The sequence below is a fragment of the Capnocytophaga sp. genome, from assembly GCF_030532915.1.
Classification (GTDB): domain Bacteria; phylum Bacteroidota; class Bacteroidia; order Flavobacteriales; family Flavobacteriaceae; genus Capnocytophaga.
The window spans coordinates 64612-78521 of the sequence record NZ_JAUNKD010000011.1; the positions used below are offsets into that span (position 1 = coordinate 64612).

Below are 13910 nucleotides of genomic sequence, written 5' to 3' on the forward strand. Positions count from 1 at the left end.
CCCAGAAACTTAAAGCCTCGTTTTTTTAATTCTTTGGCGATTTTGTCGGAAATTTCGGTCGTGGCAGGGACTTCCGATAGCGTTTTGGGGTAGTTTATAATCGGTTTTCCGCCCACAAACTGCCAAATAAACGCGGAAAACGAGCCAAATTCGTGCTGAATTTCCATAAAACGCCGTGCATTGTTGATAGTTGCCAAAATTTTTAATCGATTGCGGACAATTTGCTCGTTTTGCATCAATTTTTCTACTTTTTCATCGTCATACTGGGCGATTTTCCGATAATCAAAGTTATCAAAAGCTAGCTTAAAACCTTGTCGTTTTTTCAAAATGGTGTGCCAACTCAGTCCCGCCTGAAAACTTTCCAGCACCAGAAATTCAAAAATCGTGGCATCATCATAGACGGGCTTTCCCCACTCGGTGTCGTGATATTGGCGATACAAATCGTCCTTTTCGCACCAATTACAGCGTATTTCATTCATTATCAATCCTTTTTAATTCTTTGTTAGGAGCCTTGAAACGTGTTTTTAAACCAAATATAATTGAAATTTAGGATTACAATCCGCTTTTTGTCCAGTTGCCCCCAAAATGGATTTGAGCATCGTCCAATAGCCACAAATCGGCTTTACGAACCCACAAAAACCGATGTTGCGTTCCTTGTTTGTCTTGGGTGTAAATGTACATTTTGTTTTTGGTAACTTGTTCGCTATCAATGATTTTATGACTACCGTAAGTACCGCCTTCCATCATCGAATACGAAATGGCATCAGGGCGGTAACCACTGCGTTTTTTGTCGGTGCAATATTTGGCAAAAATGGCTCGGCAACGCTCCTGCACCTCCGTGCGACGCTCCTCCCAGCTTTTGGAGCTATCTTCCTGAGAGGCAAAGGCTTCCCACTGGGTCATTTCCTCAAAAAAGGCAAGAAGCAACTGGGTGTTGTGAGCCAAATCGTCTTGATTTACAGCGAGTTTCTTTTTTCCCGCGTTGCGTTGGGCTTGCTGAAAGGTTTTTATCTCTTCGGGCGAAAAAGAGCCGTCCAGATAAAAGTTGATTTTTCGGCAGGAAGCCACCGCCATCAGTCCGTCAAAAGTTACTTTTGTGCCTTTGAGCGACACTGATTTCAGCTTCGGAATTTGCACGATGATTTTGAGCGTTTCGTCGTTCACAGCGGTTTTGTCCAGCCCCAAATGTTCCAGTTTCGGGTGCTGTAAAAAATGCGTAAAGCCCTCGCCTGTAATCTTTTTGTCTTCCTCCAAAAACAACAATTTGAGTTTGGGAAGCGTAGCCATATACGCCAAAGACGCATCGGTGATTTGTGTGCCGATAAAGCCCAAATTCACCAGCGATTTCACCTGACAAATATGCTCAACCATCGCATCGGTAACAGGCTGATACTTATAATGATGCCCCTTGCAAAAGCGTTCGCTCACGGCTTCAAGGGCGGTTTCAAGTGTGAATGGTTTTTTCATAGATTCCTCTTCCCCTTATTCCACATACTCCGCTCTCGCGGACTTCCTCCCAAGGAGGAGAACTCTGGGGCGTTTTTAAATTGTCTTACAAAAATATATTTTTTAATTTATAGGGCTAATCTTCATCAAACCAAGCCTCTACAATAATTTTATTGGCTGGTTTTGAGCCATCGTAATAATTTACATCTGTTACTTCCCCTTCAATACGAAATAAAATACGAGAGCCTTCTCTATCCAATATTTCAACGGAAGTATCCTCTGTTTCTTCACATTCGCAATACTGGAAAAGTGACTCTTCGATGTCATATTCCGTTTCGCACCTAAATCCAGCCGTTAAATCACTTTTTTGCAAGTTTTTCTTACGGATAGTTAATTCCCAATAAGGTTGTTGATCCAGTTCTTTTGTGTCTTCTGCCAATTGGATTCCCGACTCACATCCAATTTCTAACCACACGGCATTTTCATTTTCATTGTCCTCGTCTTCATAAAAATGCCAAGTAGCCTTTTCTATGGGATATAATTCTTCCCCACTGAACCTCAAAAGTTTGAGATATGATTTGTTATTGTTTTCAGTCATATTTACATTATTTTTGAATAAAATACACAATTAACCGCAAAAGTAAGGCAGTTTTTGAGTATTTTTTAATTATTTTACAAAATTACTAAAATTCTTCTTCAAAAATGGAGGCGATTTCCGTGGCGGAAAGTTTCATTCTTGATAAATTATTGTTTTTCAGTGGATTGTACCTGTATTTCGCTTTACTGATTTTCTTTTCAACAAATTTCCACGCACCACGGCGGCAATACACTTTTCGCTGCAAAATACCCCGGACACGGTCGCTGTCCAAATAGGCACTCACTTGGGCAAGTTCGCGTTCCACTTCAAGGTCAAGCGGTTTGTAATGCGTTATAATATAAGGTTTTACACGCAAAATAAATCGCCAAGGGTCGCAAAATTCGTAATAATAATCGGTATAAATTTTCTTGTTCACCACGCGATACGAGCTGGTTTTCACGAAATACGCCTGTTCCCTTTCGCTGAATTTTCGCCTTCCGTAAACAGGAAATTGATAGGCGGGAATGCGTTCGAGGCGCTGCTCACGAGGGACATAAATCTTCTTGCCTTTTCTTCGTCTTCGCTTCTGAAATTTTCGGCTGTCGGAAAATTGCCAAGTGTTAATTTTATCTAAAATCCCTTGAAAAAAGTCCGCCATTTTGCTTTTGGCAACATCATCACGCAACACGAACGACCGCACAAAGCCCTTCTGATAAGGTTTTTCGAGCGGTACAAGGGGCATTTCCTGTTTTATTCGCCAGAGTTCCCTGTATCGTTTTTCAATTTTTCGTATGTATTTTTCTTCGTCTTCCTTGGCGATGCGTATTCTTGTTCGTCGCGACCGAAGACGCGAGTTTTCTATAAATGAATTTCCCATTTTTCTGATTTTTAAGTGTTTATCTGAAAATGTTTTGAGGCTAATAAGCGTCAAACAATTCAAAAATTTTTTAAAAATTTCCGGAAATTATTTTGCTACAACGATTTTGTTTTAGTGCTAAAAGAGGTTCATTATCAACAAAATAAAACCCGAAATCTGCTGACTTCGGGTCTTGATATTTCGTTATACTATTTTTCTAAGAATATGCAACAACACGAAGCCGTGCCACCAACGATGGCAAACAAACTGAGGTATTTTGACTGATATTTAGCATTTTACTTCGTGTTTTTTTTTAGGTTAGACAAATTTTCTTGTAATTCGGTGCAAATATACGATAATTTTTGTAATGTGCAAGAACTTTGCCAAAGTTTTAAAACTTTGGCAAAGTTGGTTATGGTTTTCGGTGGAACGGATATTCACATACTCCGCAGTGCGGACTTTGTTCCCTACGCTTCATCGTCTGTAATCGGTGGAATTTCAATGTTTGGCAGCGGTTCGCCCAACTTTTTGGCAATTTGGTAATGCGACCAGTTTTCAATCTCCTGTTTTCCGTAAATAATCATACGGATTTCGGTGTCTTTGGTATCCATATCGCCCAAGTATTTCCGCTGATGTTCAGGCACTTGCTCGTAGGCAAGGCGTAATTTTTCCTGATTGGCGGTGGTTGGATTTTCCTTAAAATCGGTGAAGGCTTTTTTGCACAACTCGAACAAAGTCGGCTCGTTGTTGAGCTTTCTAAAAATTTCTTCGGTTTCGCCTAATTTTTCTTTGATGTTTCCGCTCCAATTTTCCTCGTCAATCGTGAAACTCCCTAATCCATAGATAGTTACCTGTGCGTTTTTAGGCGGATTGGTAACGAGTTTTTTGGTTTTAATCAATTTTTTAAACTCATCAAAACTGATTTCCAGCGGATTTTCAAGGCGAGTGATTTGCAAAGTGTAATCGGCAAAAACAATGATTTTCACCAAGTTATAAACGCCTGATTCTTCGTAAAATAAGTTAAAACTATTGGCATTAATTTTTTGGGAACGAAAGCCATTTGTACCCGTAACTTCCTTAAAAACAGTTCCTTCTCCATGTTCGCCAATGGTAATACCGTTGATTTTTTTCTCGGTGTAGGTATAGATGTTCGTCCACTGCGGATTCATCTCACGAATGAGGCTCTCCACATAGGCGATAAAGGTTTTCTTGGTGAAAATCCACTGCGGATTTTTGATTTTCCAACTTCCCAAATCAAATATGCGAATATCCTCACCCTCAGGCACTTCCAAAACCACCCATTCGTCATTTACTTCTTGCTTAAAAATCTCAAAATCGTGGAAATTCCAGCAATATACGCGTCCGTTTTCGTAAATGTCCAAATCGGTGAAATGATAACCGCCGTTTTCAATGAACGCCGCCACCGAAACCCCTTGAATTTCTTGGGTTTTATAAACTCTGTTTGATGGTTTAAAGTGCATAGTCTTCGTTTTTAATAGGTTGCAAAGATACGGATTTTTTTTTTGGGGGGGGGGAATTGGGCATTTTAATGTCTGTTCATCGTAAGAAAAAAGATTTTCAGCTCTCCCAATCACACCAACTCCTGATAAAATTTCTCTAATTTTTTGACATCGTTTAGGCGGATTGGGGTGCGATTGTCGTTCTTATCGTTGTAAATCAGCCATTTTCTGTGTAGTTGTGCTACGATTTGCTGTCCGCTGTCGGTGAGGTCGGCGTTGGTGAAGTGCATTTTCAAAATGCGGTCGTGGCTATCCACAACATTCATCTGCAACAAGCCTTTTTCGTGGCAAAAACGCAAAAAAGTAAGGTGCATATTGTATATTTTTTCAACGATTTCAGGATAACTTTGATAGCTGTAAAACAAGGCAGCAATATCCATAACAAACTCATTTTCAAAGTGCAGATCGTTATAAACCGCCATAACAAGCTCTTTTAGTTTTTCGCTGTCATCCAGATTTTCGATTTCCACCAGCTTGTAATACCCCCAACCGAACGGATTTACAGGCTCGACATCGGGCATTATCGCTTTGAACCGCACCGATTTAGGGGCGTACATCACATAAAATTTGTCGCTATACGCCACGCCAATGCGTTTGCCATTGACCTGTGCGATATAATCCTCAAACATCGGCTCTAAAGAAAAATTTATCACCGCCTTGCACTGTTTTTCCAAATATTTGGCAAATTTTTTCGTTGTCATATTTTTTATATTTTGTTGATTATCTTTTATTTTTTACTCAATCTTCCTTTTTTTAAACTCAATCTTGTGGTTTTTAGCACTTTGTCAAAGGTCGAGAGCCTCGACACGCGATGATTTTTCACTCTCTCATTTTAATTTCAGAGAAAAGCGATAATTTTTTCGACAAAATCCGTGAAATTATCGGCAAACAGCACATCTTCAGTCAGATACAAATCGCGTTTATACACTTTATATTCGTTGTCGTCAAGATTGGGTTCTACCAAAAAATAGTAAAACTCCTCGTCCGACTCCAAGAGCGAGAGTTGATTATTTTTCAAAAAACCATTTTCAAGATTTACCTTATAGGTGTATAAAATATCGCTGTCTGCCACCTCTCGAAATTCAGGCGGAGCGATGCTCTTTACTTCCCCAAAACCCTTAAAATCAATGAATTGATATTCGGTTATCGCCCAAACATAACTTTTTGGCAAGGCAAAGCCCAATTCTGCCTCTACTTCCTTAATCCACTGCGGTTTAACCACGCCTGATTTTCCGAAATGAATGGTATCGTGATGATTTTTAAAAAGCCTTTGTAATTTTTGCATATTTTTAATGATTTTTAAATACCGTTTAAAAATTCCTGAACGCGGCGGTCATCAACGCCCAAAGCACCTCGCCACGCCGAAATCGGAAAATGCACCTCTACGCGGTGGTTCGGAGCTTTGTCAAACAAGATTTCGTATTGTTTTTCACGCAACTCGTGCGAGTAAAATGCGTCCATAATGCTGTAATTTTCGACCATTGCGTTGGGTAAAATGCCCAATTCTGCCAAAATCTGAATGAGCCAAGTGCGTGAAACAGAGGTACTTTTAGGCAATAATTTGGCTTGTGAAAGGCGTTTTTCCAAGGCGGAAGGCGTTTCGTCGGTATCGGCTTGTTTGATAAATTCGATGAGGGACTGAAAGGTTTGGAGCGAATCCTCACTCACCGCCTCATCGGCAAAAGTAAGCACTTCCTGCAAGTCCAAAAGCAGTTCGGTATAACCGCCCAAACGACAATAACCGATGTACAAATCGTACCGATTTTCGCTGTCGTTATGCCAGATTTTCAAGGGAATACCACTAATCTTACACGGAATTTCGTCTTCGTCATCATCATCGTCATTCGGCATCGGTTGGTAGGTGTGCAAGGGCATATTTTTGGCAAAAAAATAACTGAAAACAGGTTGCAACCCACGATGAAAACCCTCGCCAACGGCTTTCAAAAACAGGCGTTTGACTTTCTGCTCCAAATGGGGCGTATCGGCAATTGCTTTTAGTTGTTTTACTACCGTATCGTGCTGATAATGAACGATATTATTAAGCGAAAAACCACTCTCTGCGATGATTTGCCTTTGTTTGTCGGTCAGATTTTGGGGCAACTGATACTGGTACAAACTTTTGTCCAAATCGTATTGCCTCGCATCGGATTTATAGACCTTACCGAGGGTTTTTATTACATTTTCTGTCAGCATATTTTTTTCCTTTTTTAAGTAAATTCTTAAAATTCTAAACGATTAAAGTGGCGTTTTCGTGTTGGAAAAGCAGGTAATCGCCTATCGTGCCTTTGGAGTAGGCGTTGCGTTTGCGTCCTGTTTTTCGCGGTAATCGGCGGTCGTTTCGGACAAATTCAAGGGTCATCGTGCGTTTTTCTTTTTGTAAAATCAAACGACAAACATCGTCATTCAGCACCACATCAACAATCTTACTCTCTGAAATATATTCGGTTAGCTCGTCCCAGTTGTTATCGCCTCCAAAATTGGAAACCCACGGTTTGGTTTTGTGGTACAAATTGGGGTTACACGCCACCACGCGGTCATCAACCAGCACATAATCGTCCGCACCCCAAACGGCGTAAGTCAGGTACTCACCATTACTGAGATGCAACCCAAAAAAGCCCGGCCCGCCCATTCCGTAAGTGCCTAAATGCGTACAAAAACCCTTGATAGTCAGTCCGATAATCGTATCAAAAGGCGTATCTTTCAACAACTTCGGACGATTGAAAACCAGTGTTTCGCCCCTGCGGATTTTGCCGTACAACAAATACGCCTCATCATCACCTTCGGGCAAACCGATTTCCATAAAGGTACGCCAACCCAAAGACTCCCAATGCTTTAGCTCTTTTTTCTTGACCACCATCGCATACTGCTCAATGATGCCCATTTTTAGTTTTAAAAAAAGATGTTTTTTCATTTCTTAAAAATTGTTACTATCGTTTTTATACGGATTTTATTTTTTCAGATGTGAAACGATGTCAAACTTATATTGATTATCGGCGTTGTTACATTTTGTAAAATTATGATTTACAGCATTTTCTTCCGAGCGGAAAACAAAAGCAAAACCGTAATTTTTACTCTCTCGTTTGCCTTTTTCTATTTTTTCCAAACCGATTAAATCAAAATAATAATTGCCTTTGGGCAAATCAAATCCACGAGCCGAATGGTATTCCTCCAAAACGCCCTCCGCTCCCGTGGGGATTACAGAAAATCTGTCGGTTATATTCTTTTTGATTCCCGCTAAATGATACTCCAAATACGAAAAACTTGCCAAACAAACTTTTTGTAAATCACCCACTTGCATAAAAAAATCTTCATAACGATACACCTCTCGCCAGCCTGTGGGCAGTGTCGGATTTTCGTCATTTATGGCAATAAAAATAGAATATTCAAAGCGGGAAATTTGATAAAAAGGCACAATTTTGCCATTTTTGATAAAGTCAAAAAACACCTCCTTCTTTTTATCAAAATAGGAAATCATTTTTTAGCCCTGCATTTTTTTTCAGCCAAATATGCTGTGAATAAGTCCGTGGCAATCAAGCCAAAACCATAATCTTCTGCCGTAAATTCGCCTAAATATTTCATAAAAAATTCGTTTAATTTCTAAATGTCGTTTTGGGTTTTAAATCGCTCAAAAAACGGCAATACAAAATCGGTTATATCCTTGATTAACAAGTCTTTTTCGGCTTGGTATTTTTGTTTTCGGACAAAGATAGTACTTTCATCGGAAAATTCATACCAAAAATCACCGCTATTTTTTACCGCACCAATACGCTCACGCACGGCAAAATCGTGAATGGAAGTGCATTTTTTCCCTGCCACATCAACGCCCAAATTCAACGTAAAAGTGATGTGTTCACCACTGTTATAAACGCTTTTTTGAATGTTAATAAACTGCACGATGTCAGCCTCTTGCCGATAAAAATTCAGGGCTTTTTTCTTAAATCCCAAGGGTTTTAAGAGCTGGTAAACGGCTTTTACAACCTCATCAAAAGCCATCTGTGCATTGGTTTTTTCAGTCATATTTTTAGTTTTTTTGAAGTGTAATTTTGATGCGATTTTTAACGAACTTTGGCAAAGTTCAAAACTCTGCCAAAGTTGAGATTTGCAAAATATCCTTTTCGCCTACGGTTTTTAGGGTAATAATTTTATTATCAGTACATTGAATGGAAATCCGGCTATTTTCGTTTTCGTCAAGCGTACAGAAAATTCGCTCAATTACCGCATTTTTAAGTCGGAAATCATCGGTTTTGTCGCTATAAAAATACCCGTCATCTTCCTCTAAATCAAACTCTTGCCAATTTTCCCAAGCACCATAGCCCGGCTCCAAAAAGAAAGAATGCCACGGCTGATTTTCGGTTTTTAAATAAACCATCACCACATTGTCCGAAAATTCATCCTCATAAACGGCAACCAAGCGAGTTATTTTTTGTCCGTTAAGTCCATCAAAATCAAACATTTGATGTTGAAATAATCGTCCTGTTTTCATTTTTTTAGTTTTTAAAATTCAACACTGAGTTACACTCAAAAACGCCTCTTGCAATTGTTTTTGCAGTGTTGCCTGATTTTCAACCAATTTTTTTGTTTTGCCACTCTTGTATAATTCGCTCAAAATCAGCTATCATCAAATCAAAATCATATTGGATTTTCTTTTGTTTTTGGGCGAAAGCATTTAGGGCGGTCAAAAAATACTCGGCGATTTTCTGTTTTTGTTCTTGGTGGGGCAAGTCGCTAAATTCTTTTTCAAAATGAAGAACGATGTCGGCTTTGCCTGTGTTTTTCCGTAAAGCTCCCAACTCATAACGATTGCGTAAAAAATAGCGGTTTTCCTTGATTTCTTCGGCAGAAAATCGTTCGTGCAACAGCTCCCACGCCTTTTGGGACGTGAGTTTTTTGTCCGTTTCGGCGATGATGAAATTGGTTTTCACAAAAATATCGTCAAAATAGCTAAATTCGCAGGTCAAAAACAGATAATTGAGGGCGTTTCCGTATTTTTGAGGTCGCATTTGGCGGTTAAGTTCGGGCTGTAAATCAGTGAATAAGCTCTCAATCACAGGACGCGAATTTTCGTAACAATTGCTGATAATTCGGCGAATTCGGATAGGATTTTTAGCAATCCAATTGCGTTGGCTTTGCAAAGCAACATCTTGAATATCCTCATTTACAGCGTATTGCCCTGACGCTAACGAGCTGATTTGGTTGGGACTTTCGTAATAAAAAGCCTCTGAAATGGTAAGCCCTGTTTTCCGTTTCGACCAATCCGCCGAAACAAACCGCGTCTCGCCAAATTCGTTCAAAAAATAGGTCTGAAAACTGCCGTTGTAAAACTTGCCTCGCAGGGCTTCAAGTGGCTCAAAATCACCCCAACCGACCATTGCCAAGCACTCGCAAATCCGCACCGCTGCGTTCCACTCACCGGCGTTTTGGTAGTGGGCAAATCGCAGAAATGCCTCTTGCAGTTGTTTTTGCAGTGCTGCCTGATTTTCAACCGAAAGCAGGTATCGCCTTAATTCGAATAAATCGTTGATTTCAAATATTTTAGTAAGCATAAAATGAGCGTTAAATCAATAAAAATTACAAAACGATTTTAGGGTGTTTTCAACTTTCCCAAACAATTTTTATGTTACCGGTTTGGTCAAATTTTACTGCCAAAATTTCGTCGCTTTCATCAGGGTCAATCATATAGTCTATCACAATCACGCCATCGCCCCAACAGCCGATTCCGCTAATTACCATCGCTTCCACAAAATCAGTAACTAACTCAGGAACAACCAACTGCATATCATCTTTATGAAAAGTGATGTAATAATCGTCTTCATTAAGATAATTTTGCAATGCCTGACGAGCCAACTGATTTTTATGCTCAAAGTCCTTCAAAAAGTCGGCGAAAAAATCAAGTTTTTCGGTGCTAATCCCTTTATTTTCTTCTACTTCCCAAAGGGCTACATCAAGAGGTTCGCCCTGAAAATCAAACGGAAAATCCCAAAAACCAAGTCCTGAAACATTATCAGCCTCCAATTCACCAAAATAAGGATGTTTAATTGTCGTAGTCATATTTTTTTATATTTTTAAAATTAAATTTATACGATTTTTTTAGCCGAAACGATGTTTTTCAACTATTTTTAGCAAAGATATGCCAATTCAAAGATTATCAGCTATTTTAACGCCAAAATTAAACTGAAAATTGCATTTTACATTAATTATCAACCTATTAAAACACCTATTTTTTAAAGAGAAATTTGGGATTTGGAGGAAATTATCAAAATCAAGCATTTGATGTTGAAACAATCGTCCTGTTTTCATTTTTTTTTTACTTTTTATAGCTAAACCATTTTAAATTGTCGTTATTTTCAAGAATGAGCCTCCGACCTTGGAGACGAAGCGTTAAAAAAATCAATGAATGAAACGCAGAAAATATCCACTGTCCGAAGCGACCGTAGGGAGCAAGTTTGGAGATTTTCAGTGAAATGAATTGATTTTTAGTGAAGTATCCAAAGTCTTGAACTTTTGGTACTTTTGGTTCAAGCCAAAAGTACGAAAAAAGACAAATTGTATAGAGTTAGCTATAAAATTCAGCACTGAGTTGCACCCAAAAATGCGTTTGATCAAAACCGCTGATTTTTAGCGGTAGAATCGTATTCGGATACAGATTTTCCATACCGAAAATCGCCTTACACGCCTGATAATCAGCAATTCCGTAAAAAGATTGCCCCATATCCAAAACGATGCCCTGCGGATAAAAACACACGATTCGTCCGTTTGCCTCACTTCCCACCGAAGCGGACTGTTTTAAGGCATTCCACGCGGATAAATACGGCTTTTTGGAGCGTTCCCACAGCTTTTCAAAGTCGTTTTGGCTTATTTTTTGGGTAAAAAAGGGTAAAAATGCTTCAAAACTGCCTTCCGGTAGGAAAAATTCGCCCTCCACCTCGATAGATGAGTTTATCAAACGCTCATTTTTGCAAACAATTTGCCGTATGCAGTAAAAATCAGCGTCCAATTCGAGGAATTTTGTGCAAAAATCCGTGTTTTTATCGTCAATTTTGTAATAATGCGTGGTCATAAATGATTTTTGAGGTCGTTTTTCAATCCTTTTTATATTGCAAAAACATTTCGGAAAGGGAACTTTTGGGGCTGTAATGGGCGTAGGCTTTTCCCCAATCAAAGTCGCTCCCTCCCAAGTGGTTGATGAGCCATTTTTGATAGGATTTTTGTCTTTTCAGTTCGATTTTTTCCTCAAAATTTTCCCAAGTGGGGGCTTCTTCGTTCGTTTTCCAAAATCCAAAAGCGATGAATTGCAACGCTTCACCCAAAAAGCAAAGATTGGCGTAAAACAGTAGTTCATCTCGCTGAATATCTTTAAAATACAGCCAAAAGTAGCCCGTACCGACTTCCCAATACGGACAATCGGGGAATTTTTCTCTCAGTTCGCTGTAAGTGGTTGTTTTAGTGATGGTAATGCCGTCTATCAGCAAAAAATCGCCTGTTTTTGGGTCAATGATTTTCATCGTTTTTTTTGTGTTTTTAATTGCCTTTGCTTAAAATTGCTTTTTCCATTTTTCCAAAATCTTTAAAATCAAGACTTTGTTTTTCTTAATTTTGATAAAAGTGGGCAGTTTTGCCACCATCGACATTCCCACACGCACACGCAAATCCGAACTGATATAATGCGCCATTTCAAGCAGATGCTTGTCGTTTTTCGCCCAAAACAGGTTGCCTCGCACCGTTTCTTGGAAGAAATACGGCAGTCCAAAGGTGTTGTCGCACATCAGTCCGTTTACCGTATCGCGATTGATTTGGTCGTAATCGGGTTCGTATTTGGGCTGTACGGATATCGAATGGTTGCATTTTGAGCATTTTACGCCGATTGACGGCATTTTTTCTTTCAGACTTGGTTGTTTCAGCTCGATTTTGTCGCCACAAAACGGACAATTCAAGGCAATAATCCGCTGAAACAGCGACAAATCGGCACTTTTTTTGACCAGTCCGCAGTGCTGACACTTCAAAACGGCGTGATTGGGGAACGCCTCGCCCGTATGCCGCACCACCGCATACCGCTGACAATCAGGACAAATCACCCAAGTCCCCGCCTCCCAAAGATGGGTGTATTTTGTTTTGTATATCTTTTTCATAGCCTCCTCCCCCCAGCCCCCTCCGAAAGAGAGGGAGTTGTAGGGCGTTAATTATTTCGCAAAAATAGGGATTTTTATCGTGAAGATACAACATATTTCTTTTTTCCGCTTTTGAACAAAAAATAGTTTGCCCCGCATCGGATTGATACGCTGTTTAAAGCGTATTCATTTCGTTATTTTTCTGTCAATTTCGGCTTAAATTTAAATAAAAACGTCCTTTTTCCGTTGTTGTTGGGTGGTTTCGGCTTCTTTTTTCTTAAAAATATTGACCGAATTGAGTTTTTTCTTGTAAAAATGCTCAAAATCATCGAAGACTTTGTTTACTTTCTTCGGAGCGTCAAAGCGATAGCCGATGCCGATGCGTAGCGTGCTGTAAACATCGTCAAACGAGCCGTCTTTTGCCTTCTGTGAGGTGTTGGTTTCGTTGATTGCCACGAACGAAAAGAAATTTTCCTGATTGTAAGCCAGTCGCAAATGCCCCGTTAGCTCATAAATCGGGTCGAAATCATTATCGGAAAAGTTAAAACCCGTCCCCACCATCAATCCGATGGAAATCATAAAGTTACGTTTGATAATAAAATTGTAATAATAGGACGGAGCAAGCATAATGTTGTACATTTCGGCGTATATTTTATCCTTATCATCACCAAAATTAAGCTTCGTGTAGTTAAACGAGGTATTTGCCACGAAACTTCCGGCACTTTTTTGCTGCCATTCGGTATTTTTTGCCAGCGAACGATACGAAAAACGGTCGTTTAGCACAAAAGCGGTGCTTCCGCCGAGTTTTAGCGTACTGATTTTGGAGTAAAATCCGTTAATTTCGTTAAAATCCATAAAATATCCTTTGCGATGGGCAACATTTAGGGTATGAAACCACTTTTTTGAACTGATATTGATGCCTAAATTGAATTGTTTGGTCTTTTGTGTGTCCTTATTGACCTGCATAAAGCCCGGCGTAACCCCGAAATTCACGCTGAGCAGGTGGTAATTCAGTCCGAAAACCAATTGTTTCTGCGTATTGGGTTTTAGGGTCATTGTGTGCCGCTCTTTTCCATCGTTATATTGCAAAAAATACTCGCTCGATGAGTCAAAATAGGTTATACTCGGTGCGATTTTGTACCTATACGATATAAACGGGCTCTCGGGCAACTGTGCCGCCACTTGTAAACTCATCAAAAGGGTCATCATTGTGATTATTTTCTTCATAAGCGACTTATTTTTGTATATTTTTTGGTACATACGCCATAAATTGTGTATCAATTTCGTTATTTTTGCTGTATGGACGTAGACAATATGCCGTTACCTTGTTTCGGTTGAACCATTTTTTGCTTTTATGGTGTCAAATTTGCGTTGTACGGACTCAATTTTGCATTGTACCAACTCAA

18 protein-coding genes are annotated in these 13910 nt (G+C 39.5%); all 18 read right to left on the reverse strand.

Annotated elements, in window-relative coordinates:
* Positions 1 to 479 (reverse strand): DNA-3-methyladenine glycosylase I (locus tag Q4D72_RS05075; protein WP_303076477.1); only part of this gene is annotated, 479 nt, incomplete at its 3' end.
* A 73-nt stretch (positions 480 to 552) separates the two neighbouring features.
* A complete protein-coding gene (locus Q4D72_RS05080; protein WP_303076479.1) occupies positions 553 to 1467 on the reverse strand; it encodes an NTF2 fold immunity protein in 915 nt (304 codons plus the stop codon).
* A gap of 115 nt (positions 1468 to 1582) precedes the next feature.
* Positions 1583 to 2044 carry a hypothetical protein gene (locus tag Q4D72_RS05085; RefSeq protein WP_303076480.1) on the reverse strand — a complete coding sequence of 154 codons (462 nt, stop codon included), beginning with the start codon at positions 2042 to 2044 and terminating at the stop codon, positions 1583 to 1585.
* Positions 2045 to 2129: 85 nt separating this feature from the next.
* The gene (locus Q4D72_RS05090; protein ID WP_303076481.1) at positions 2130 to 2900 is read right to left on the reverse strand and encodes a hypothetical protein; all 771 of its coding nucleotides are present in this window, start codon (positions 2898 to 2900) and stop codon (positions 2130 to 2132) included.
* A gap of 446 nt (positions 2901 to 3346) precedes the next feature.
* Positions 3347 to 4360 carry a hypothetical protein gene (locus Q4D72_RS05095; protein WP_303076483.1) on the reverse strand — a complete coding sequence of 338 codons (1014 nt, stop codon included), beginning with the start codon at positions 4358 to 4360 and terminating at the stop codon, positions 3347 to 3349.
* A gap of 110 nt (positions 4361 to 4470) precedes the next feature.
* The gene (locus tag Q4D72_RS05100; RefSeq protein WP_303076484.1) at positions 4471 to 5100 is read right to left on the reverse strand and encodes a hypothetical protein; all 630 of its coding nucleotides are present in this window, start codon (positions 5098 to 5100) and stop codon (positions 4471 to 4473) included.
* Positions 5101 to 5237: 137 nt separating this feature from the next.
* A complete protein-coding gene (locus tag Q4D72_RS05105; protein WP_303076485.1) occupies positions 5238 to 5684 on the reverse strand; it encodes an SMI1/KNR4 family protein in 447 nt (148 codons plus the stop codon).
* Positions 5685 to 5698: 14 nt separating this feature from the next.
* Positions 5699 to 6592 carry a hypothetical protein gene (locus Q4D72_RS05110; RefSeq protein ID WP_303076487.1) on the reverse strand — a complete coding sequence of 298 codons (894 nt, stop codon included), beginning with the start codon at positions 6590 to 6592 and terminating at the stop codon, positions 5699 to 5701.
* A 34-nt stretch (positions 6593 to 6626) separates the two neighbouring features.
* Positions 6627 to 7310 carry a hypothetical protein gene (locus tag Q4D72_RS05115; protein WP_303076489.1) on the reverse strand — a complete coding sequence of 228 codons (684 nt, stop codon included), beginning with the start codon at positions 7308 to 7310 and terminating at the stop codon, positions 6627 to 6629.
* 36 nt (positions 7311 to 7346) lie between these two features.
* The gene (locus Q4D72_RS05120) at positions 7347 to 7874 is read right to left on the reverse strand and encodes a hypothetical protein (protein WP_303076491.1); all 528 of its coding nucleotides are present in this window, start codon (positions 7872 to 7874) and stop codon (positions 7347 to 7349) included.
* A gap of 122 nt (positions 7875 to 7996) precedes the next feature.
* Complete coding sequence (locus Q4D72_RS05125; RefSeq protein WP_303076493.1) at positions 7997 to 8416, reverse strand: DUF4304 domain-containing protein; 420 nt, start codon at positions 8414 to 8416, stop codon at positions 7997 to 7999.
* A gap of 58 nt (positions 8417 to 8474) precedes the next feature.
* Positions 8475 to 8882 (reverse strand): hypothetical protein, encoded by a 408-nt coding sequence (locus Q4D72_RS05130; protein ID WP_303076495.1) that lies wholly within the window; start codon positions 8880 to 8882, stop codon positions 8475 to 8477.
* Positions 8883 to 8961: 79 nt separating this feature from the next.
* A complete protein-coding gene (locus Q4D72_RS05135) occupies positions 8962 to 9942 on the reverse strand; it encodes a hypothetical protein (RefSeq protein ID WP_303076497.1) in 981 nt (326 codons plus the stop codon).
* A gap of 49 nt (positions 9943 to 9991) precedes the next feature.
* Positions 9992 to 10447 carry a DUF2004 domain-containing protein gene (locus Q4D72_RS05140; RefSeq protein ID WP_303076499.1) on the reverse strand — a complete coding sequence of 152 codons (456 nt, stop codon included), beginning with the start codon at positions 10445 to 10447 and terminating at the stop codon, positions 9992 to 9994.
* A 505-nt stretch (positions 10448 to 10952) separates the two neighbouring features.
* On the reverse strand, positions 10953 to 11456 hold the full coding sequence (locus tag Q4D72_RS05145; RefSeq protein ID WP_303076500.1) for a hypothetical protein: 504 nt from the start codon (positions 11454 to 11456) through the stop codon (positions 10953 to 10955).
* Positions 11457 to 11478: 22 nt separating this feature from the next.
* On the reverse strand, positions 11479 to 11901 hold the full coding sequence (locus Q4D72_RS05150; protein ID WP_303076501.1) for a hypothetical protein: 423 nt from the start codon (positions 11899 to 11901) through the stop codon (positions 11479 to 11481).
* A gap of 30 nt (positions 11902 to 11931) precedes the next feature.
* A complete protein-coding gene (locus Q4D72_RS05155; protein WP_303076502.1) occupies positions 11932 to 12525 on the reverse strand; it encodes a hypothetical protein in 594 nt (197 codons plus the stop codon).
* Positions 12526 to 12726: 201 nt separating this feature from the next.
* Positions 12727 to 13731 carry a DUF4421 family protein gene (locus Q4D72_RS05160; RefSeq protein ID WP_303076504.1) on the reverse strand — a complete coding sequence of 335 codons (1005 nt, stop codon included), beginning with the start codon at positions 13729 to 13731 and terminating at the stop codon, positions 12727 to 12729.
* Positions 13732 to 13910 lie beyond the last annotated feature (179 nt).

Excerpts from the sequence above, each read along its gene's own strand:
- Q4D72_RS05080 (WP_303076479.1), bottom strand. The coding sequence starts at position 1,467 with ATGAAAAAACCATTCACACTTGAAACCGCCCTTGAAGCCGTGAGCGAA.
- Q4D72_RS05085 (WP_303076480.1), bottom strand. The coding sequence starts at position 2,044 with ATGACTGAAAACAATAACAAATCATATCTCAAACTTTTGAGGTTCAGT.
- Q4D72_RS05090 (WP_303076481.1), bottom strand. The coding sequence starts at position 2,900 with ATGGGAAATTCATTTATAGAAAACTCGCGTCTTCGGTCGCGACGAACA.
- Q4D72_RS05095 (WP_303076483.1), bottom strand. The coding sequence starts at position 4,360 with ATGCACTTTAAACCATCAAACAGAGTTTATAAAACCCAAGAAATTCAA.
- Q4D72_RS05100 (WP_303076484.1), bottom strand. The coding sequence starts at position 5,100 with ATGACAACGAAAAAATTTGCCAAATATTTGGAAAAACAGTGCAAGGCG.
- Q4D72_RS05105 (WP_303076485.1), bottom strand. The coding sequence starts at position 5,684 with ATGCAAAAATTACAAAGGCTTTTTAAAAATCATCACGATACCATTCAT.
- Q4D72_RS05110 (WP_303076487.1), bottom strand. The coding sequence starts at position 6,592 with ATGCTGACAGAAAATGTAATAAAAACCCTCGGTAAGGTCTATAAATCC.
- Q4D72_RS05115 (WP_303076489.1), bottom strand. The coding sequence starts at position 7,310 with ATGAAAAAACATCTTTTTTTAAAACTAAAAATGGGCATCATTGAGCAG.
- Q4D72_RS05120 (WP_303076491.1), bottom strand. The coding sequence starts at position 7,874 with ATGATTTCCTATTTTGATAAAAAGAAGGAGGTGTTTTTTGACTTTATC.
- Q4D72_RS05125 (WP_303076493.1), bottom strand. The coding sequence starts at position 8,416 with ATGACTGAAAAAACCAATGCACAGATGGCTTTTGATGAGGTTGTAAAA.
- Q4D72_RS05130 (WP_303076495.1), bottom strand. The coding sequence starts at position 8,882 with ATGAAAACAGGACGATTATTTCAACATCAAATGTTTGATTTTGATGGA.
- Q4D72_RS05135 (WP_303076497.1), bottom strand. The coding sequence starts at position 9,942 with ATGCTTACTAAAATATTTGAAATCAACGATTTATTCGAATTAAGGCGA.
- Q4D72_RS05140 (WP_303076499.1), bottom strand. The coding sequence starts at position 10,447 with ATGACTACGACAATTAAACATCCTTATTTTGGTGAATTGGAGGCTGAT.
- Q4D72_RS05145 (WP_303076500.1), bottom strand. The coding sequence starts at position 11,456 with ATGACCACGCATTATTACAAAATTGACGATAAAAACACGGATTTTTGC.
- Q4D72_RS05150 (WP_303076501.1), bottom strand. The coding sequence starts at position 11,901 with ATGAAAATCATTGACCCAAAAACAGGCGATTTTTTGCTGATAGACGGC.
- Q4D72_RS05155 (WP_303076502.1), bottom strand. The coding sequence starts at position 12,525 with ATGAAAAAGATATACAAAACAAAATACACCCATCTTTGGGAGGCGGGG.
- Q4D72_RS05160 (WP_303076504.1), bottom strand. The coding sequence starts at position 13,731 with ATGAAGAAAATAATCACAATGATGACCCTTTTGATGAGTTTACAAGTG.